This window comes from Geodermatophilus sp. CPCC 206100, from assembly GCF_048569675.1.
In the GTDB taxonomy this organism is placed as follows: Bacteria; Actinomycetota; Actinomycetes; order Mycobacteriales; family Geodermatophilaceae; genus Geodermatophilus.
The window spans coordinates 141,895-160,268 of sequence record NZ_JAQISV010000013.1 but is presented as its reverse complement, the minus strand read 5'-3'; the positions used below and the strand labels follow the sequence as shown (position 1 = coordinate 160,268).

Annotated in this window: 22 protein-coding genes; 17 read left to right on the top strand and 5 right to left on the bottom strand. The window is 76.9% G+C overall.

Features of this window, described 5'->3' with window-relative positions:
* The coding region (locus PGN05_RS07660; RefSeq protein WP_419751942.1) for a hypothetical protein at positions 1 to 319 on the bottom strand (319 nt) is incomplete at its 3' end.
* Between the two features lie 138 nt (positions 320 to 457).
* Between PGN05_RS07660 and PGN05_RS07655 the strand changes: the two genes are divergently transcribed.
* The gene (locus PGN05_RS07655; protein WP_419751941.1) at positions 458 to 1,258 is read left to right on the top strand and encodes an endonuclease/exonuclease/phosphatase family protein; all 801 of its coding nucleotides are present in this window, start codon (positions 458 to 460) and stop codon (positions 1,256 to 1,258) included.
* 95 nt (positions 1,259 to 1,353) lie between these two features.
* Here PGN05_RS07655 and PGN05_RS07650 read toward each other — a convergent pair whose 3' ends face one another.
* The gene (locus PGN05_RS07650) at positions 1,354 to 1,818 is read right to left on the bottom strand and encodes an NUDIX domain-containing protein (RefSeq protein WP_419751940.1); all 465 of its coding nucleotides are present in this window, start codon (positions 1,816 to 1,818) and stop codon (positions 1,354 to 1,356) included.
* A gap of 53 nt (positions 1,819 to 1,871) precedes the next feature.
* On the opposite strand from PGN05_RS07650, the gene PGN05_RS07645 reads away from it, so the two are divergent.
* Entirely contained in the window at positions 1,872 to 2,441 is a 570-nt protein-coding gene (locus PGN05_RS07645) for a TIGR00730 family Rossman fold protein (RefSeq protein WP_419751939.1), read from the top strand.
* Positions 2,442 to 2,483: 42 nt separating this feature from the next.
* Complete coding sequence (locus PGN05_RS07640; protein WP_419751938.1) at positions 2,484 to 3,614, top strand: NAD(P)/FAD-dependent oxidoreductase; 1,131 nt, start codon at positions 2,484 to 2,486, stop codon at positions 3,612 to 3,614.
* Here PGN05_RS07640 and PGN05_RS07635 read toward each other — a convergent pair.
* The 3 genes from PGN05_RS07635 to PGN05_RS07625 are packed head-to-tail and all read right to left on the bottom strand — an operon-like array spanning position 3,611 to position 6,404.
* Positions 3,611 to 4,237, bottom strand: coding sequence for a GerMN domain-containing protein (locus tag PGN05_RS07635; RefSeq protein WP_419751937.1), 627 nt, complete (start codon positions 4,235 to 4,237; stop codon positions 3,611 to 3,613). The genes PGN05_RS07640 and PGN05_RS07635 overlap by 4 nt on opposite strands.
* Positions 4,234 to 5,667 carry a sensor histidine kinase gene (locus tag PGN05_RS07630; protein WP_419751936.1) on the bottom strand — a complete coding sequence of 478 codons (1,434 nt, stop codon included), beginning with the start codon at positions 5,665 to 5,667 and terminating at the stop codon, positions 4,234 to 4,236. Before PGN05_RS07630 ends, PGN05_RS07635 begins: the two co-directional genes overlap by 4 nt.
* Positions 5,668 to 5,681: 14 nt before the next feature.
* Positions 5,682 to 6,404, bottom strand: coding sequence for a response regulator (locus PGN05_RS07625; RefSeq protein WP_419751935.1), 723 nt, complete (start codon positions 6,402 to 6,404; stop codon positions 5,682 to 5,684).
* A 139-nt stretch (positions 6,405 to 6,543) separates the two neighbouring features.
* Between PGN05_RS07625 and PGN05_RS07620 the strand changes: the two genes are divergently transcribed.
* From PGN05_RS07620 to PGN05_RS07555, 14 genes are all read left to right on the top strand, one after another.
* The gene (locus PGN05_RS07620) at positions 6,544 to 6,888 is read left to right on the top strand and encodes an STAS domain-containing protein (protein ID WP_419751934.1); all 345 of its coding nucleotides are present in this window, start codon (positions 6,544 to 6,546) and stop codon (positions 6,886 to 6,888) included.
* Complete coding sequence (locus PGN05_RS07615) at positions 6,885 to 7,130, top strand: STAS domain-containing protein (RefSeq protein ID WP_419751933.1); 246 nt, start codon at positions 6,885 to 6,887, stop codon at positions 7,128 to 7,130. The genes PGN05_RS07620 and PGN05_RS07615 overlap by 4 nt, the downstream gene beginning before the upstream one ends.
* Positions 7,131 to 7,218: 88 nt before the next feature.
* Entirely contained in the window at positions 7,219 to 7,713 is a 495-nt protein-coding gene (locus PGN05_RS07610; protein ID WP_419751932.1) for a DUF2975 domain-containing protein, read from the top strand.
* Positions 7,713 to 7,955 carry a helix-turn-helix domain-containing protein gene (locus PGN05_RS07605; protein ID WP_419751931.1) on the top strand — a complete coding sequence of 81 codons (243 nt, stop codon included), beginning with the start codon at positions 7,713 to 7,715 and terminating at the stop codon, positions 7,953 to 7,955. Before PGN05_RS07610 ends, PGN05_RS07605 begins: the two co-directional genes overlap by 1 nt.
* Positions 7,952 to 8,890 carry an ABC transporter ATP-binding protein gene (locus PGN05_RS07600; protein ID WP_419751930.1) on the top strand — a complete coding sequence of 313 codons (939 nt, stop codon included), beginning with the start codon at positions 7,952 to 7,954 and terminating at the stop codon, positions 8,888 to 8,890. The genes PGN05_RS07605 and PGN05_RS07600 overlap by 4 nt, the downstream gene beginning before the upstream one ends.
* Positions 8,887 to 9,660 carry a hypothetical protein gene (locus PGN05_RS07595; protein ID WP_419751929.1) on the top strand — a complete coding sequence of 258 codons (774 nt, stop codon included), beginning with the start codon at positions 8,887 to 8,889 and terminating at the stop codon, positions 9,658 to 9,660. The genes PGN05_RS07600 and PGN05_RS07595 overlap by 4 nt, the downstream gene beginning before the upstream one ends.
* A 117-nt stretch (positions 9,661 to 9,777) precedes the next feature.
* Positions 9,778 to 10,980 carry an inositol-3-phosphate synthase gene (locus PGN05_RS07590; RefSeq protein WP_419751928.1) on the top strand — a complete coding sequence of 401 codons (1,203 nt, stop codon included), beginning with the start codon at positions 9,778 to 9,780 and terminating at the stop codon, positions 10,978 to 10,980.
* Complete coding sequence (locus PGN05_RS07585) at positions 10,977 to 11,876, top strand: hypothetical protein (RefSeq protein ID WP_419751927.1); 900 nt, start codon at positions 10,977 to 10,979, stop codon at positions 11,874 to 11,876. The genes PGN05_RS07590 and PGN05_RS07585 overlap by 4 nt, the downstream gene beginning before the upstream one ends.
* A 13-nt stretch (positions 11,877 to 11,889) precedes the next feature.
* Positions 11,890 to 12,915, top strand: coding sequence for a class I SAM-dependent methyltransferase (locus PGN05_RS07580; protein ID WP_419751926.1), 1,026 nt, complete (start codon positions 11,890 to 11,892; stop codon positions 12,913 to 12,915).
* Positions 12,912 to 13,925 (top strand): Gfo/Idh/MocA family protein, encoded by a 1,014-nt coding sequence (locus tag PGN05_RS07575; protein WP_419751925.1) that lies wholly within the window; start codon positions 12,912 to 12,914, stop codon positions 13,923 to 13,925. Before PGN05_RS07580 ends, PGN05_RS07575 begins: the two co-directional genes overlap by 4 nt.
* The gene (locus PGN05_RS07570) at positions 13,922 to 14,809 is read left to right on the top strand and encodes an MBL fold metallo-hydrolase (protein WP_419751924.1); all 888 of its coding nucleotides are present in this window, start codon (positions 13,922 to 13,924) and stop codon (positions 14,807 to 14,809) included. The genes PGN05_RS07575 and PGN05_RS07570 overlap by 4 nt, the downstream gene beginning before the upstream one ends.
* A complete protein-coding gene (locus tag PGN05_RS07565) occupies positions 14,806 to 16,266 on the top strand; it encodes a YcaO-like family protein (RefSeq protein WP_419751923.1) in 1,461 nt (486 codons plus the stop codon). Before PGN05_RS07570 ends, PGN05_RS07565 begins: the two co-directional genes overlap by 4 nt.
* Positions 16,263 to 17,096 (top strand): sugar phosphate isomerase/epimerase family protein, encoded by an 834-nt coding sequence (locus PGN05_RS07560; RefSeq protein WP_419751922.1) that lies wholly within the window; start codon positions 16,263 to 16,265, stop codon positions 17,094 to 17,096. The genes PGN05_RS07565 and PGN05_RS07560 overlap by 4 nt, the downstream gene beginning before the upstream one ends.
* Positions 17,093 to 18,301: a glycosyltransferase family 4 protein gene (locus tag PGN05_RS07555; RefSeq protein WP_419751921.1), complete on the top strand. Its 1,209-nt coding sequence runs from the start codon at positions 17,093 to 17,095 to the stop codon at positions 18,299 to 18,301. Before PGN05_RS07560 ends, PGN05_RS07555 begins: the two co-directional genes overlap by 4 nt.
* Positions 18,302 to 18,374 lie beyond the last annotated feature (73 nt).

Genomic DNA, 18,374 nt, shown 5'->3' with positions numbered 1-18,374 from the left:
GGCCCGGCCCCCGGGCCCGAGGGTGCGCCGGGCCGGCCGCGGCGCCGGCACGAGCCGTCGGGTCGGACGCGGCCTGTTCGGCCGTCACCGAGGACGCCTGCCCCGCCGACGGGGCCCGCCGGGCCGCGGTGCCGATGCGGGCGTCGGGCTCGGCCGGCGGGTCCGCGGCGATCGAGCCCGCGGTCCCGGCCGGCTGCGGATCGGAGCCGGCCGGCCCGGTGGCGATCACGACGCCGGTGACCCCGAGGAGGACGGCGAGGAGCAGCAGGCTCAGCGGCCCGCGGCCGGCGAGCGCGTCCCGGCGGCGGCCGGGCGGCACGGAGCCGGCGGCCAGGTGGCGCGGACGGGGTGACAGGACCGGACCTCCGACGAGAACGACGCGGCAGCTCACGGTAGAGGCCCAGCTACGGACAGGCATCTCGAGGCCGGACCGGCGCCCCGGGGTAGCGTGCGGCCGGTGGGGTCCCCCGTGCGGATCGGCACCGTGAACATCGCCTCGGGCCGGGGCCGCGCCGGTGCCGTCCTCCCGGCCGGGGAGCTGGCCGCCGCGGTGGCGGACCTCGACGTCGACGTGCTGGCCGTCCAGGAGGTCGATGCCGCCCAGCCGCGGTCGCACCGCACCGACCAGGCCGCCGTCCTCGCTGACGGGCTCGGCGCTGCGCACTGGCGGGCCGCGGCCACCGTCGCCGGCACTCCCGACCCGTTCCGCAGCTGGACGCCGGCCGAGCCCGCGCTGCGCGGACCGCACCCGGGCGCCGCCGGTCCGGTCTACGGGATCGCGCTGCTCAGCCGGCTGCCGGTGCTGGAGTGGTCGGTGCTCGGGCTGGGTGCCGGGCGGGCGCGGCTCCCGGTGCAGGGGCCCGACCCGGCCAACGGCGGCCGGCGCTGGTGGTGGGTACCCGACGAGCCGCGGATCGCCGTCGCCGCCCGGCTGGCTGGACTGACCGTCGTCACCACCCACCTCTCGTTCGCGCCGCACACCGCCGTCCGCCAGCTGCTGCGGCTGCGCCGGTGGGTGTCGGCGATGACCGGCCCGGTGGTGCTGGCCGGCGACCTCAACCTGCCCGGCGCCGTGCCCGCCCGGCTGCTCCGGGCCACCGCCCTGGTGCGGACGCCGACCTTCCCCGGCGCCGCGCCGCGGGTGCAGCTGGACCACGTCCTGGCGCTGGGCGACGGTGTGCACAGCCGGGACGCGGCCGCGACCGTGCTGCCGGTCGGCGACCACCGCGCGCTGACGGTCACGGTCACCCCCACCTGACGTCGGTTCTCGTGACAACCGTCGGCTGACTCCGGCGGTTTCCGTGGAAACCGACGGAGCCCCCCGGCGGTTTCCGCGGAAACCGACGGGGAGGGTCAGGAGAGGAGGTCGTGCAGCCGGGTCAGCGACGCCTCGAAGCCCGGGTGCAGCGGCACCGAGGCCAGCTCGGCGAGCGGGACCCACGCCACGCCGTCGCTCTCGCCGTCCAGCCGCAGGTCGCCGGGCTCGATCGGGCGGACCGGCCGGGCCAGCACGGTCGTGTAGGACCAGCCGCCGTGGTCGTCCACCGAGCGCGCGCCGAGGACGACGTCGTCGGGCAGCAGCCCCAGTTCCTCCCGGACCTCGCGCAGGGCGCCGTGCTCGGCCGACTCCCCGGCGTGCAGCGCGCCGCCGGGCGTCCCCCACGTCCCGCCGTGGTGCGACCAGGTGGCCCGGTGCTGGAGGAGCACCTCGACCCCGTCGGCGCCGTCCCGGTGCACGAGCAGCCCGGCCGCGCCGACCAGCCCCCAGTGCCGGTGGCCGAACGAGCACGTCACCCAGCCGTCGGTCGAGGAGAACACCCGCACAGTGAACCCCGCGGCGAGCGCCGGCGCGGGCGTGCCAGGCTCGTCCCGTGCGCGTCGCCGTCTTCACCGGGTCCCGGAACGGACCGCCGTCCCACGAGCGGGCCGTGGCCGGCCTCGCCACCGACCTGGCCCGCGCGGGCGTCGGCATCGTCTACGGCGGCGGGCACGTCGGGCTGATGGGCGTCGTCGCCGACGCGGCGCTGGCCGCCGGTGGCGAGGTGGTCGGCGTCATCCCCCAGCACCTGGTGGACGACGAGCTGGCCCACCCCGGCCTACCCCGGCTGGAGGTCGTCGGCTCGATGCACGAGCGCAAGGCCCGCATGGCCGAGCTGTCCGACGCCTTCGTCGCCCTGCCCGGGGCCGCCGGCACCCTCGAGGAGCTCTTCGAGGCCTGGACCTGGGGGATGCTCGGCCTGCACGCCAAGCCGGCCGTGCTGTTCGACGTCGACGGGTTCTGGCAGCCGCTGCTGGCCCAGCTGCGGCGCATGGTGGACGACGGGTACCTCGAGGGCCGCCGGCTGGAGGCGCTCGGCGTGGTCGGTGACGCGGCCGGCCTGCTCGACTTCATGGCGGGCTACGAGCACCCCACCCGCAAGTGGTCGCCGACCCCGCCGTGACGCGGGAGGCACCGCCGGCCGCCACCGCCTAGCGTCGGCGCCGTGGAGCGCTGGGACGTCGTCGTCGTCGGGGGCGGTCCCGCCGGGTCGGCCACGGCGCTGGCCGCGCGGCGCACCGGCGCCACCGTGCTCGTCGTCGACCGCGCCGAGTTCCCCCGCGACAAGGTCTGCGGCGACGGCGTGGCCCCCGAGGCGCTCGACGTGCTGGCCGCCCTCGGCGTCGACCCCGCGCAGCTGGTCGCCGGCTATCCGGCGGTCCCCCGGCTGTCGCTGCGCTCCCCCGGCGGCGCCGCGGTCGACCGCGCGACGGCCCGCCCCTCCTACGTCGTCCCTCGCGAGGTGCTCGACGGCCGGCTGCTCGCCGCGGCGCTGGACCACGGCGCCCGGTTCCGCCGGCACACCGTCCGGGAGCTGCGCGCGGACCCCGACGGCGTCACCGTCGACGGGCAGCTGCGCGCCGGCGTGGTGGTGGGGGCCGACGGGGCGGAGTCCGTCGTCCGCCGGGCGCTGGGGCTGCGCACCAACCGGCCCGACCGGCTGGCGGTGGCGATCCGCGGCTACGCCGCCGAGCCCGCCGGGCAGGCCGGCACGCAGCTGCTGGTGACCACCGCGCAGCGCTGGCCGGCCTACGCCTGGTCCTTCCCGCTGGGCGACGGGCGGGTCAACGTCGGCTACGGCGAGCTGGTCTCCGGCGGGGCGACGCGGTCGGCGCTGGTCGAGGGGCTGCAGCGGCTGCTGCCCGGGGTGGTGCCGGCCCGCCTGCGCGCCCACCGCCTGCCACTGTCCACCGGTCGGCCGCGGCAGCCCGACGGCCGGGTGCTGCTGGCCGGCGACGCCGCCTCGCTGGTCAACCCGCTCACCGGCGAGGGCATCTTCTACGCGGTGGTCTCCGGGGCGCTGGCCGGGGCGGCGGCGGGTACCGGGCCGGACGCCGGCGCGCGGTACCGGGCGGCGCTGCAGCGGCGGCTGGCCGCCCACCTGCGCTCCTCGTCGGCGGCCGCGTCGCTCAGCCGCTGGCCGCGGCTCATGGACGCCGCCGTCCGCGCCGCCGCGGCCGACCAGCGGGTGTTCGACGACGTGGTGGCCCTGGGCCTGGCCGACGGCCGGCTGACCCCGCGGGCGCTCGCCGGCACGGTGCGCCGGCTGGCGGTCGCGTCGGGACGCCGGACCTAGGACGGCGGCGCGGGGAGCGCCGTCGCCGCGGGCGTGGGCGCGGGCGTCTGGAACACCGCGTAGTCCGCGGCGGTCAGCGGCTGCGCGGTGAGCTCGCCGGAGGGCAGGGGCGCGTCGACCCGCTGCCCCTCCAGGCTCAGGACGACGGAGGCCACGCCCGGCAGGCTGGTCGCGGAGAGGACCAGCTGGGCCACCGCGCGCCGGCTGGCCAGGCCGGAGGGGACGTCGGCGGGGCCGCTGAGGTCGACGGTCACCGTTCCGTCGGTGACGTCGGCGACCGCCAGCTCGACGTCCGGCGGCAGCGCGGTGGACAGCTGCTCGTCGCGCTCGGTCGGGGTCGGCCCGGCTGCCAGCCGCTCCAGCAGCGCGTCCAGGCGGCCGGCCAGCGACGGCCCGGTCACCTCCCGCGGCCGCGACACCAGCCGGTCGTCGGGGGCCACCAGGTACACCTGGCCGGTGCTCGCCTCGGGCTCGGGCGCGGCGGTCGGCGTCGGCAGCGGGCTCGGCGAGGTCAGCCCGAACGGGACGTCGGTGGCGGGGATCTCCTCCGCCGGGCCGCCGGTGGACACCCCGCACCCGGCGACGAGGCAGCACAGCAGCGCGGGCAGCAGCCGGCGACTCACCGCTGCCCCCCGGGGAGCGAGACGACGAACCGCGCGCCGCCCTCCAGCGGCGTGCACCAGGCCGAGCCGCCGTGGCGGGCCGCGGTCTCGGCGACGATCGCCAGCCCGAGGCCGGCGCCGGGCAGCGAGCCCCGGGCCGCGCCCTGCCCGCGGGCGAAGCGCTCGAAGACCCGCTCGCGGTCCGCGACCGGGACGCCGGGTCCGGCGTCGTCCACGCACACCAGCACGGCGCCGTCCCGCCGCTCGACGTGCACCGCGCGCGGACCGCCGGCGTGCCGGTCGGCGTTGTCGAGCAGGTTGCGCACCGCCCGCTCCAGGCCGTTCTTGTCGCCGGTCACCACGGTCTCCTCGTCGGGGTCGCCGTGCAGGAGGGCGGCGTCGCGGCGCCCGGCGGCGAGGACCTCCCGGACCAGGGCGGTCATGGACACCGGGGCGGCGCGGTCGGTCGGCGGGGCGCCGTCGAGCCGGGCCAGCTCCAGCAGGTCGTCGAGCATCCGCCGGAACCGGCCGAGCTCCCGCTCGACCAGCGCCAGCGCCTGGTCGGCCCGCGGGGACAGCTCCGCGCGGCGCGCGGCGAGCACCTCGACGCTGGTGACGACGCCGGTCAGCGGGCTGCGCAGCTCGTGGCTGACGTCGCCGACGAAGCGGGCGTCGCGCTCGATGCGGGCGGCCAGGGCGTCGACCATGCTGTTGAAGCTCGCCACGATCGCCACCAGGTCGGGGTCGTCGGTCGGGGGCAGCCGGGTGGTGAGCTCACCGCCGGCGATCCGGGTGGCCGCGCCCGCCACCTGCTCCAGCGGCGCGACGGCGCGGCGGCTGGCCCACGCGCCGAACGCCGCCCCGGCCGCCGTGGCGGCCAGCGCGCCGGCGCCGAGGACGGCGGCCAGCGTCCGCAGCACCATCTGCAGCTCGGTCAGCGGCGAGAGCTCGTAGAACTCGATCCCGGCGGCGGGGACCGGCACCCCCACGAGGAGCGCGGGGCCCGCGGGGGTGTCGACGCGGACGCTGCCGGCGGACCCCTGTCCCACCAGCTCGAGCAGGTCGGCCGGGACGTCGCGGGCGCCGACGTCCAGGCTCGAGGAGTACCAGGAGTCGCCGCTGCGGACGACGACGTCGGCGCCGCCCGAGGGCACCAGCTCCCCCACGACCTCGCCGACCTCGGTGCCGGCCGTGGCCAGCCGGTTGCTGAGCAGGTTCGCGTCGGCGAACGCCTGCCGGGTGAGCGAGCGCTCGCGCTGGTCCAGCAGGTAGCCGCTGGCCAGCAGCCAGGTGGTGGTGACCAGCACGGCGGAGACCAGCAGGGCACCGACGGCGAAGCCCAGCACGATCCGGGCCCGCAGCCCCCGCCCGCCGAGGGCCCGTCGCCGTCCTCCCCGGTTCGCTCCCGCGGGGCGCTCCGCTCCTCGCTCGTCCCTCGCTGCGATGCTCACGGTCCTGTCCGCTCTCAGCGCGGGTCCAGCCGGTAGCCCAGCCCGCGCACGGTGACCACGATCCGCGGCGCGCCGGGGTCCAGCTCGACCTTGGTGCGCAGCCGCCGGATGTGGACGTCGACGATCCGCTCGTCGCCGAAGAAGCCGTGCTGCCACACCCGCTCCAGCAGCGCCTGCCGGCTGAAGACCCGGCCCGGGGCGGACGCGAGCTCGCACAGGAGGCGGAACTCGGTGAGCGTCAGCGGCACCTGCTCCTCACCGCGGTGGACGGTGCCGCGCATCTCCCGCAGCACCAGCGGCGCGGGCGGGTGCCGGTCGAGCACCACCTCGGCCGGATCGGCCTCCGGTGTCCCCGCGGCCCCGGCTCCCGCCCGTCGGCGCAGGGCCCGCAGCCGCGCGGTGATCTCCTTCACCTGGAACGGCTTGGTGACGTAGTCGTCGGCACCGGCCTCCAGCGCGGCGACGATGTCGGTGGTGTCGGCGCGGGCGCTCACCACGATGATCGGCAGGTCGTGGTCGCGGCGGACCTCCCGGATGACGGCGAACCCGTCCATCGGCCCGAGCATGAGGTCGACGACCATGAGGTCCGGCGCGGCGGTCGCCACCAGCGCCACCGCCTCCTCGCCGCTGCCGGCCTCGGCGACGTCGTAGCCCTCGTCCTCCAGCGCCCAGCGCAGGGCGGTCCGGATCGGGTCGTCGTCCTCGACGACCAGCAGACGCAGAGCCACTCCCTCCATGCTGCCACCGGTCCCCGGACGTTCGGCTCGCCGTCACAGGATCGCAAAGCAACGCCCAGCGGGATCGCAATGTCCTCCGACCAGGCTGTCAGTGACCGCCTGCACGATCGCGGCTCCGGTTGCTCAGAGGAGGACGACGATGACGATGGCTCCAGCCCGGCCCCGGCTCGACGCCACACCGGATGCCGACGTGGTGACCATCCGCCTCGACGACGCCGTGCTCGCCGACGGCCTGGCCGACGTGCGCTGGCTGCTGCACGACGCCCTGCTGGCCGGCGCGCGCCGCCTCGTGGTCGACCTCTCCGGCGTCGCGCACCTGTCGAGCTCCGCCGTCGCCAGCTTCCTGTGGGCCCACCGCACCTGCCGCGCGCGGGGCGGCGCGGTCGTGCTGCGCGGGGCCAACCGGCGGACCGAGGACCTGCTGCGCCGGACGGGGCTGTGGCGCGTGATCGAGCTGGAGTCCTCGTCCGGGGCGGTCGCGTGACCGCCGGGCTCACCGAGGTCGTCGACCGGCGGGCCGGGCTGATCCGGGCCAGCGGCCACCTGACCTCGCTCGGCGCGGACCTGCTCCGCGGGACCGCCGACGGGCTGCGCGGCAGCGGGCACGCCCGCGTCGTGCTCGACCTGCGGGGCGTGCGGGCGGCCGACGCCGGTGGCCTGGACATCCTGGAGGAGCTCCGGCGCGACTTCGCCGCGCACGGCGGGAAGCTGCTGATCCGGGCCTGACCCGCCGGGCCCGGCCACACCCGCACGCGCGCGACTCGCCGGGGTGGCTTCTATTGACAATCGATAGATGTCAACCGACGCTCGATGCATGACGATGGCGCATCGGGCGGTGGGCCCCCTCCGGATCCTGCTGGTGTTGGTGTTCGTGGCCCTGGTGGCGGCACAGATCTGGGCCCTGCCCGAGCTGGTGCCCGACCTGGCCGACCCGTCGGCGGAGCAGTCGGTCATGCGGTGGGCGATGCTGGCGGCCTCGGTGCTGGGCCTGCTGTGCGTCCAGGTCGTGCTCGTCTGCACGTGGAAGCTGCTGACGATGGTCACGCACGACCGCATCTTCAGCGCCAGTGCGCTCCCCTGGGTCACCGCCATCGTGCGGGCCGTCGCCGTCGGGTGGGTCATGCTTCTGGGCGCCTTCGTGTGCGCCTACTACTTCATCGTCGACGAGGTCAGCGACGACCCGGTGCTGCCCGCGCTGCTGCTGGTGCTGCTGCTGGTCGGCGCCGTGGTCGGGCTGCTCCTGCTGGTCATGCGCGAGCTGCTGCGGCAGGCGACGACGCTGCGCACGGACATGGAAGCGGTCATCTGATGCCGATCGTCGTGCGCATCGACGTCGAGCTCGCCAAGCGCAAGATGAGCGTGGGCGAGTTCGCCGAGCGGGTCGGGCTCACGCCGGCGAACGTCGCCGTGCTGAAGAACGGCCGCGCCAAGGCCGTCCGCTTCAGCACCCTGGAGGCGATGTGCCGGGTGCTCGAGTGCCAGCCCGGCGACCTGCTCGAGTGGGTCGAGGACAGCCACGCGCCCTCGGCCGCGCACGAGGCATCCCGGTGATCGAGGTCCGGGGCCTGACCAAGCGCTACGGCGACGTCCTGGCCGTCGACGACCTGAGCTTCGACGTGCCGCCCGGGAAGGTCACCGGGTTCCTGGGGCCGAACGGGGCGGGCAAGTCGACGACGATGCGGATGGTGCTCGGCCTCGACCGGCCCACCTCGGGACAGGCGCTGGTCAACGGGCGGCCGTTCGCGACGTTCGGCGAGCCGCTGCGCGAGGCCGGCGCGCTGCTCGACCCCGGGTCCGCGCACCCGGGCCGCACCGGGCGCAACCACCTCCGTGTCGCCGCGCGGACCAACGGCGTCCCCGCCGGGCGGGTGGACGAGGTGATCGAGCTGGCCGGGCTGGGCCGCGCGGCCCGTCGTCGGATCGGCGGCTACTCGCTGGGCATGCGCCAGCGGCTCGGGATCGCGGCGGCCCTGCTCGCCGATCCCCGCGTGCTGCTGTTCGACGAGCCGGTCAACGGCCTGGACCTCGACGGCGTGCGCTGGATCCGCGGGCTGCTGCGCCGCCTCGCCGACGAGGGCCGCACCGTGCTGGTCTCCAGCCACCTGCTGAGCGAGATGCAGCAGATCGCCGACCGGCTGGTCGTCATCGGGCGCGGCCGGCTCATCGCCGACGCGACGACGGAGGAGATCCTGCGCGGCCTGGGGCACCACCAGGTGCGGGTCCGCAGCGCGCAGGCCGACACCCTGGCCGGCCTGCTGCAGGAGCGCGGCCGCGTCGTGCAGCGGGTCGGCGTGGGCGAGCTGCTCGTCGACGGCACCACCGCCGAGGAGGTCGGCGAGCTGGCCAACGCCGCCTCCGTTGCGCTGCACCACCTCTCCGACGTGGCGCAGTCCCTCGAGGAGGCCTACCTGAGCCTGACCGGCGCGAGCGTCGAGTACGCCGGCGCCACCGAGCCGGCGGGGACGGCGACGGAGGGGGCACGGTGACGCGCGAGGTCGGCACCGCACGGGTGCTCGCCCGGACCTGCGCGGCCGAGTGGACCCGGCTGTGGACGGTGCGGTCCACCTGGCTGTTCCTCGCGGCCGCCGCGGTCGTGCTGTTCGGGATCGACGCGATCGCCGGCGCCGAGGCGGCCTCCGACCCCGCTCCCCCGCAGGGTGCCCGGACCTGGGAGGTGCTGGGCTTCCCCGCCATGCCGGCGCAGTTCGCCCTCCTGGCGCTGGCGCTCACCGCGGTCACGGCCGACCACGCCACCGGCGGGATCGTCCCGACCCTGCAGTGGACACCGCGCCGCGGCGTCCTGTTCCTGGCCCGCTCGGTCGTGGCGGTGGGCACCGCGACCGTGCTCGGCGTGCTGCTCGCGCTGGCCGCCGCCCTCGGCGCGTTCGCCGCGCCGCACGCGGAGCTGGCGCTGCCGTGGGCCGGCGCCCTGGACGCGGTCGGCACCGTCGCCCTCGTCTTCGCCGCCGGCACGGCGCTGGCGGTGGGGCTCGGCTTCCTGCTGCGCAACACCGCCGGCGCCCTCGTCACGGTCTTCCTGGCGATGCTGGTGCTCCCGCTGCTGCTGCCGCAGTTCGGCTACGCCTGGACGACGTCCTTCGCCCACGCCCTGCCCGGGTCCGGCGCGGCGCACCTCCTGCTCGGCGGGATCCCGGGGATGACGCAGGCGTCGTCGGTGACGGTGCTGCTGGTCTGGGCGGCCGGCGCCCTGCTGCTGGGCTGGCTGCGGCTGGTGCGCACCGACGCCCACCGCTGAGCGCCGGCCCCGGCCGATCCGCCGTCCACCCAGCACCCTCCACCGAGCTGTGCCACGCTCGGTTGTGCACGATTTTGTTGGCACGAGGAGGTTGCGTTGACCAGTGGAGTACGCAGAGTGGGCCTCGCGGTGGTCGGCCTCGGGGGAGCCGTCGCCACCACCGCCGTCGCCGGCCTGGAGCTGTTGCGGCGCGGTGCGTCCGACACCTCCGGGCTGCCCCTGGCGGGGGTCGAGCTGGACGGCGTCCCCCTCGAGACCGTCACCGGGATGGCCGGCTACACCGACCTGGTCGTCGGCGGCTGGGACCTCGACGGCTCCGACCTGTTCAAGGCCGCCGAGCAGCACGGGGTGCTCGACTCCCGCCAGCTCGAGCACGCCGGCCCGGCCCTGTCGTCGATCACGCCCTGGCCGGCGGCCGGGGACGAGGACTTCTGCCGCAACGTGACCGGCGGCAACGTGGTGCTGGCCGAGACCCGCCGCGCCCAGGTGGACGCCGTCCGTGCCGACCTCGTCCGGTTCCGCGCGGAGCAGGACCTGGACGGCCTCGTCCTGGTCAACCTGGCCTCGACCGAGCGCTGGCCCGACCCGGCGGCGCCGGCCCTGCAGTCGGCCGGGGCCTTCGAGGCGGGGCTCGACGCCGACGACCGCTCGATCACCCCGGCGATGGTGTACGCCTACGCGGCGATCGCCGAGGGGGTCGGCTACGTCAACTTCACCCCGTCGCTGGCCGCCGACGTCCCGGCGCTGGTCGAGCTGGCCGAGCGGCGCGGCGTCCCGATCGCGGGCAAGGACGGCAAGACCGGCCAGACGATGATGAAGACGGTGCTGGCCCCGGCGTTCCGCAGCCGCGCGCTGACCGTCGAGGGCTGGTACTCGACCAACATCCTGGGCAACCGGGACGGGCTGGCCCTCGAGGACCCGGACTCGCTGTCGAGCAAGCTGCAGACCAAGGGCAGCGTCCTCGACTCGATCCTCGGCTACCCCGTCGAGGACCACGTCGTGCGGATCGACTACTACCGCCCGCGCGGCGACTCGAAGGAGGCCTGGGACGCCATCGACCTGGTCGGCTTCCTCGGGCAGCGGATGCAGGTGAAGGTCGACTTCCAGTGCCGCGACTCGATCCTGGCCGCGCCGCTGGCCATCGAGCTGGCCCGGCTCACCGACCTCGCCGCCCAGCGCGGCGAGGGTGGGGTGCAGACGCAGCTCGGCTGGTTCTTCAAGGCACCCATCAGTCCCGACGGCGCGCCCCCGGAGCACGCCCTGCACCGGCAGGAGCAGGTGCTGCTCGACTGGCTGGCCGCGGCTCCGGCCGGCCGGTGACCGCCGGGCTACCGGCCCTGGCCCCGCTGCGGCCGCTGCTGGCGGAGGTCGGCGACGCCAAGCGGGTCCGGGTCGCCGACCGGCCCGGCTCGCTGGCCGAGCAGGCCTTCGCCCGCGCGTGGGGGCGGCTCGTCGCCGGGGAGGACGCGCCCACGGTCGCCCTCTCCGAGACCGCCGCGGCCGTCGCCCGGGCCCGGTTGGCCGGGATCGACGGCGCGGTGCTGACCGCGGCGGGGCTGGCCGAGGCCGAGGCGCACGGGGTGCTGCGGCGCGGGTTCGACGAGGTGGCCGGGCCGCTGGACCCGGCGCTGCGGGCACGCCTGCGCGTCGCCCTGCCCCTCGCCGGCCCGGCGCCGGAGCCGCCGCCGATCGCCGGGCGGCTCAACCGGCAGCCCCGCGCCGGGGCCACCGCGCCGGGCCGGGCACGGGTGGTGGTCGAGCCGCCGGAGAGCCACGGCGACCACTGCCTGACCGTGGCGGTGTACGGGGCGCTGGTCGCGCCCGCGTTCGACGCCGACCCGGTCGTCCCCTTCCTCGTCGGGCTGGCGCACCACCTGCACAACGCGGTGCTGCCGGACGCCGGGTTCGCCGGCGAGGTGCTGCTGGGGTCCGCGCTCCCGCGGGTGCTGGCGACGCTGGAGGAGCGCGAGCTGGCCGCCCTGCCGGCGCCGCTGGCCGGGCGGCTGCGGGAGGTGCTCGCCCTGCGCGCCGACGCCGGCTCGCCCGAGGCGCAGGCGTTCCACGCCGCCGACGTCCTGGACCGGGTGCTGCAGGTGCACCACCACGCCCGGGCCGCGGCGTTCACCGCGTCGCAGGCGCTCGACGACCTGGAGCTGGTGCACGCCGGGCCGGTGCAGGCGTTCCACCTCGACGTGCTGGCCGCGGCGGGGCTGTGACGGCGGCGGCACTGTGACGGCGGCGGCACTCGACGTCCCGGTCGTCGACGGCATCCCGTTCGCGCGGGCCGGCCGCGACGACCTGCGCGACGAGGTCCGGGGCCTGCTCGCCGCCGGAGAGGTGGACCGGGCCCGGGTCGCGCTGCTCGCCGACGCGGACGACTGGTGGGACCAGCCCCCTCCCCCGCCGGAGCAGCTGGCCCGCGTCCCGGCCGCCGCCACCCTCCGCGAGGCCATGGACCTGCTCGGCATGGGCCGGGTGGCCGACTACTTCGCCCACCGGTGGTCGGACCCGACCCACCTGGCCGGGTTGGCCCTCCTCCAGCAGCACTGGCCCGGCGCGCGGCCGGTGGTGGACGTCGCCTGCGGCATCGGGGCGCACCTGCGGGAGCTGGCCCGCCGCGGCTGCACCGACCTGCTCGGGGTCGACGTCGTCTGGGCCAAGCTCTGGCTGGCCCGGCGCTTCGTCTGCCCGACCGCCCGGTACGTGTGCGCCGACCTGACCGCCGTCCCGGACCTGCGGGTGCCCGCGCCGGCGTACGTGCTGTGCCACGACGCGTTCTACTTCGTCCGCGACAAGCCGGCCGCGGCCGCGGCGATGACCGCGCTGGCCGGAGTGGGCGGCACGGTCGTCGTCGGGCACGCGCACGTCGCCGACCCCGCCGGCGAGCCGCTCGCGCCCGAGCGGTACGCGGCCGTCCTCGGAGCCGGCCTGCTCTACGACGACGAGGAGCTCACCGCCGCCCTGCTGGCGGGCCGGGCGCCCCGGCCCGCCGACCCCGCCGCCCTGCGGGCCAGCGAGGCGATCGCCCTGGTCGCCGGCGATCCGCGCTCCCCCGCTCCGGCCGACCTCGCCGAGCCGCTGGGCCCGCTGCGCCCCAACCCGCTCTACCGCGACGGCGTGCTCACCTGGCCGAGCCCGCGCTACGCCGCCGAGTACGGCCCGCGGTCGGGGTACCTGCCCGCCCGCTGGCCGGACCCGCTGCCGCCCGACGCGGCGCGGCGGCGGCTCCTGGTCGACCTGCCGGAGGACTGGTGAGCCGCGCCGTCGGGTGGGGGGTCGCCGGCTGCGGCTGGGTGGCCCGCGATCACGCGCTGCCCGCGCTGCTGGCCACCCCGGACGCGCGCGTGGTGGCCGTGCACGACCGCGATCCGGCCGCCCTGGCCCGCCTGGACGTCGACGCCCCGCGGAGCTCCGACCTCGCCGCCTTCCTGGCCACCCCGGGGCTCGACGCGGTCTACGTCGCCGTCCCGAACGCCGCGCACCGAACGGTGGTCGAGGCCGTGGCCGCGGCCGGCACCGCGGTGCTCTGCGAGAAGCCGCTGGCCGCCGACACCGCCGATGCCGAGGCCCTCGTCGCCGCCGCCGACCGGGCCGGCGTGCTGCTCGGCACGGCGTTCGACCAGCGCTGGCACCCGGCGCACGTGCGCCTGCGCGAGCTGCTGCCCGAGCTGGGCTCGGTCACCGCCGTCCGCGTCGTCTACTGCTGCTGGCTGCCGGCGGAGTGGTCTCCGGACGGCCGGCCGCACGACAACTGGCGGGTCGACCGCGCCCGCGCCGGCGGCGGGGCGGCCATCGACCTGGCGCCGCACGGTCTGGACCTCACCGGCGCGGTCCTCGGCGAGGACGTGGTCGAGCTGTCCGCCGTGCTGCAGCGCCGGGTGCACGGCTACCCGGTCGACGACGGCGCGCTGCTGTCCGGCCGCACCGCCGGCGGCGTGCTGGTCGACCTGCACGTCGCGTTCAACACCCCCGACGCCCTCCCCCGGCGCCGGCTGGAGGTGGTCGGCACCCGCGGGATGGCGGTCGCCGTCGACACGATGGGACAGACCGCCGGCGGCTCGCTGACCCTGTACCGCCCCGACCCGGTGGACGTCCCCTTCGCCGGAACCGGCCCGTTCGCCGCGCAGTTCGCCGCCTTCACCGCCGCGGTCGCCGAACCGGGGCGGGCGGGGACGGCATGGCCCTACGACGCCGCGCGCGACCTGCGGCTGCACCGCCTCCTGCTCGACGCCCTCGACGCCGCCGACCCCGGAGCCCCCCGATGAGCCTCGACCCCAACACCAACCCCTACCGCGGCCTGCTGCCCGACCTGCCGGCCTACGCCTGCACCAACTGCGGGCACTGGCAGCGCTGGCCGGCGCCGGGCCCGCTGACCTGCCCGGTCTGCGCCGACGTCCGCAACGCGCTGCCCGAGCACGGCTTCGAGTTCGTCACCGACAAGCAGGCCGACGAGCTGGTCACCGGCTTCTGGCGGCCCACCGCGGTGGACGGCGTCACCGAGTTCGGCACCGAGCCGCGCTTCGGCCTGGACAGCAGCGGCTGGGTGATCGAGACCGACTCCGGCCTGGTCGGCTTCGAGTGCGCCCCCTGGTACACCGCCGACATGCTGGCCGAGCTGCGCCGCATGGCCGCGGGGAAGGGCGGGTTCGGCGTCCTGGCCGCCAGCCACGTGCACGGCTACGGCGCGCTGTGGCAACTGCAGCAGGAGCTGGAGCCGCGGGTGGTGTGCGTCGGCGTCGAGGACCTCGAGTGGACGAAGGCCTTCCGCGTCACCTGGCCCGCCGACGACGTCCTCGTGCTCGCCCCCGACCTGACGCTGCACCGCACCGGGGGCCACTTCCCCGGGCACTCGGTGCTGCACGACAGCCGCCGGGGCGTGCTGTTCTGCGGCGACTCGCTCAAGGTCGACCTCGACCCCGACGGGACGCCGGTCGCCCTGAGCGCGCATAAGGCCTTCCACGCGCAGATCCCGCTGTCCCACGGCGAGCTGCGCCAGTACCTGGCCGTGGTCGGGGCGCTCGACTTCGGCACGGTCGCGACGCCGTTCGAGATCGTCCCCGGCATCACCACCGATCACGTCGTCCACCTGGTGCGACGGCTGCTCGCCGGTCCACCGGACGCCGCGCCCGTCCCCCTGGAGGAGCTGTGACGACCACCCTGACCGCCGCCCAGCGGTACCTCGACTCGTTCCCGGGAACCGTCGACGAGTTCGCGATCGAGGGGCTCGACGTCCTCGACGTGCCGCTGCACAGCGCCGTCCTGCCGACGACGGCCGCCCATCCCGGCGGCAGCGGCCTGGGCTACGGCGCGACCCGCGAGGAGGCCCGCACCGGCGCGCTCGGCGAGCTGGCCGAGATGGCGCTGTCGGTGCGGGCGCACCAGGGCGTCGAGCGGGTGCAGGCCTCCTACGCCGAGCTGGCCCGGCGGGAGGGCCGCGACCGCGTGGCCGACCCGCGCACGCTGTGCCTCGAGGCCGGCAGCGCCTACGACGACGACCGGCCGCTGCAGTGGCTGCCGATGACCCGGCTGCGCGACGGGGAGACCGTGCTGGTGCCCGCCGAGCTGGTCGCCTCCGCGCCGCAGGACCTGCCCGGCGCCCCGCCCCCGGACGGCTGGCTGACCACGGTGATCACCAACGGGCAGGGCGCGGCGTTCGACGCCGGGCGCGCGGTCGCGCACGCGCTGCTGGAGGTGCTGCAGCGCGACGGCAACGCCACCGCGTTCCGCGCCATGGACGCCGGGGTGGTCGTCGACCTGGCCGGGCTGCGCGACCCCGACGCGCTGGCCCTGCTCGACCGGCTGGACGCCGCGGGCATCGACGTGGCGGTCAAGCTGGCCAGCACCGACCTCGGCGTGGTCGACGTGTACGCCGTCGGCTGCTCGCGGGACCGGTCGGAGCCGGTGCCGGTCATGGCGACCGCCTGCGGAGAGGCCGCCCACCCCGACCGCGACACCGCCGTCCGCAAGGCGCTGCACGAGTTCGCCTCCGCGCGCAGCCGCAAGGCGTTCATGCACGGCCCGTTCGACGTGGTCCGGCCCGCCACTCCGCCCGGATACCTGGACGCCTGGCGCGGCGGGCACCCGCCCGAGCGGCTGGTGGAGGAGGACCGCGCGCTGGCGGCGATGCTCGCCTGGACCCGGATGGGCACCGGCGCGCTGGTCGACCTCCTGCAGGACACCGTCCTCTCCCGTCGCGCCACCGTCCCCCTCACCGACCTCCCGACCTGGGACGGCGACGACCTGTCCGCCGCCGTCACCGGGGCGGTGCAGGGAGCCGGGTTCGACGTACTGGTGGAGCTGCAGCCCTCGGCCGGCGACGCGGTGGCCGCCAAGGTGCTGGTGCCGGGGCTCGAGGTGGAGACGATGTCCTACGGGCGGATCGGCGAGCGCGGCGTGCGCCGGCTGCTCGACCGCGGGGAGCCGCTGGTCGCCGTCGGCGCCGACCCGGGCGGCTGGGCGCGGGTGCACCTCCCGGCCGACGCCGAGGAGCGCCTGGGCGGGCCGGCCTGGTTCGACCGGGCCGGCGCCGACCGGCGGGTGGGCGCCCTCTACCCGCTCTACCGGGAGCCCGGCCGGCACGTCGTGGCCGAGGTGCTCGCCCGATGACCCTCCGCTACGCGTACAACACCAACGGGCTGACCTCGCACCGGCTCTCCGACGCGCTCTCCCTCCTCGCCGACACCGGCTACGCGGGCGTCGCGCTGACCCTCGACGTCGTGCACCTCGATCCGTTCGCGCCCGACGCGTTCACGCAGGCCGAGAAGACGCGGGCGCGCTGCGACGAGCTGGGCCTGGGGGTCGTCGTCGAGACCGGCGCCCGCTTCCTGCTCGACCCCCGGGTCAAGCACGAGCCGACGCTCGTGACCCCCGATCCCGACGGCCGGGCCCGGCGGCTGGCCTACCTGCGGCTGGCCTGCGAGCTCGCCGAGGTGCTGGGTGCCGAGGCGGTGAGCTTCTGGGCCGGCGTGCCGCGGCCGGGCGTGGACCGCGCCGAGGCGTGGGGCTGGCTGGTCGACGGCGTCCGGGCGCTGGTCGACAGCTCCGGCGGGCGGGGTCCCGCGCTGGCCGTGGAGCCGGAGCCCGGGATGCTCGTCGAGGACTGCGACGGCTGGGCCCGGCTGGCGGCCGAGGCGCCCGGGATCACGCTGGCTCTCGACACCGGGCACTGCGTCGTCGCCGGGGCGTACGCCCCCGAGGAGGCGGTCGCGGCGTTCGCACCGCACCTGGGGACCGTCGCCGTCGAGGGCATGCGGCGCGGCGTGCACGACCACCTGCCCCTCGACGAGGGCGACGTCGACCTGCCCGCGGTGCTCCGGGCGCTCGGCGCCGCCGGCTACGACCGGCTGGTGACCCTCGAACTGTCCCGCGACGGGCACCGGGCGCACGAGATGGTGCCGCGGGCGATGGCCACGCTCAGGGAGGCCGAGTCGGCATGAGGATCTGCTTCGTCAGCCGGCGCTACTGGCCGGCGGTGAGCGGGATGAGCGTCTACGCGGAGAACCTGCTGCGCGAGCTGGTCGCCCTCGGGCACGAGGTGACCCTGGTCAGCCAGTACCGCGACGACGAGGCCGGCACCCGGGTGTACGGCGGCGGCCCACCCCCGCCGGAGCGGGTGCCCGACGGCGTCGAGGTCGTGGCGCTGCCCAGCCGCGGCGAGACCGTCGTCCCGGCCGACTGGGAGGGCGACATCGCCGAGATCGTGCGCACCGTCGTCGGCCTGCACCGCGAGCGGCCGTTCGACGTGCTGCACGCCCAGTACGGCTATCCGCCGGGCCTGGCCGTGCTCGCCGCCGCGCGGGAGACCGGCCTGCCCACCGTGGTCAGCATCCAGGGCGGGGACGGGCACTGGGTCGGCACCTGCTGCACCACGCACGCCTCCGCCATGCGCACCGTCGTCGACTCCGCCGGGGCGGTGCTCATCGGCAGCGCGAGCTTCCGCGACGAGGTGGTCGGCAACCTGGGCAGCGACCCGGCGCGGTTCACGATCGTCCCGGGGGCGACCGACACCCGGCGGTTCACCCCGGCCGAGCGGCCGCTGGGGACGCTGCGCGAGCCGCCGGTGCTGCTGTTCCACGGGCGGGTGGACCGGCGCAAGGGCGTGCTGGACCTGCTCGACGCGCTGCCCGACGGCGTCCGCCTGGTGGTGTCCGGCATCGGCCCCGACCTGGACGAGGCCCGGGCCCACGCCGACGGCCGGACGACGTTCCTCGGCTACGTCCCGCCCGACCGGGCGCCGGAGGTCTACCGCTCGGCCGACGTGTTCGTCAGCCCCACCTACAGCGAGGGCTTCAGCAACACGCTGCTCGAGGCGATGGCCAGCGGGCTACCGACGGTGAGCACCCGCAGCGTCGGCGTCGTCGACTGCCTGCGGCACGAGGAGAACGGTCTGCTGCACGAGCCGGGCGACGTCGCGGGGCTGCGCGCCCAGCTGGACCGGGTGCTCACCGACGCCGCGCTGCGCACCCGCCTGGCCACCGCGGCGCTCGAGGAGGTCCGCCGGCTGTACTCGTGGCCGGTGCTGGCGCGGGCGGTCGAGGCCGTCTACGACCGGGTGGCCGGGACCGCCTCGGACGACGGCTGGGCGCTGCCCGCGGAGGTCGACCTGTCCTGCCGGTTCCGCGCCGCGGCGCACCTGCTGTGAGAACGACGCGCGAGGGAGCATCGCAGGGAGCGCCAGCGACCGAGGAGCGGACCGAGTGCGGAGTCGAACGGGG

Coding starts and splice junctions, on each gene's coding strand:
- PGN05_RS07620 (WP_419751934.1), top strand. CDS start 6,544: ATGACGATGGCTCCAGCCCGGCCCCGGCTCGACGCCACACCGGATGCC.
- PGN05_RS07625 (WP_419751935.1), bottom strand. CDS start 6,404: ATGGAGGGAGTGGCTCTGCGTCTGCTGGTCGTCGAGGACGACGACCCG.
- PGN05_RS07555 (WP_419751921.1), top strand. CDS start 17,093: ATGAGGATCTGCTTCGTCAGCCGGCGCTACTGGCCGGCGGTGAGCGGG.
- PGN05_RS07560 (WP_419751922.1), top strand. CDS start 16,263: ATGACCCTCCGCTACGCGTACAACACCAACGGGCTGACCTCGCACCGG.
- PGN05_RS07570 (WP_419751924.1), top strand. CDS start 13,922: ATGAGCCTCGACCCCAACACCAACCCCTACCGCGGCCTGCTGCCCGAC.
- PGN05_RS07610 (WP_419751932.1), top strand. CDS start 7,219: ATGACGATGGCGCATCGGGCGGTGGGCCCCCTCCGGATCCTGCTGGTG.
- PGN05_RS07605 (WP_419751931.1), top strand. CDS start 7,713: ATGCCGATCGTCGTGCGCATCGACGTCGAGCTCGCCAAGCGCAAGATG.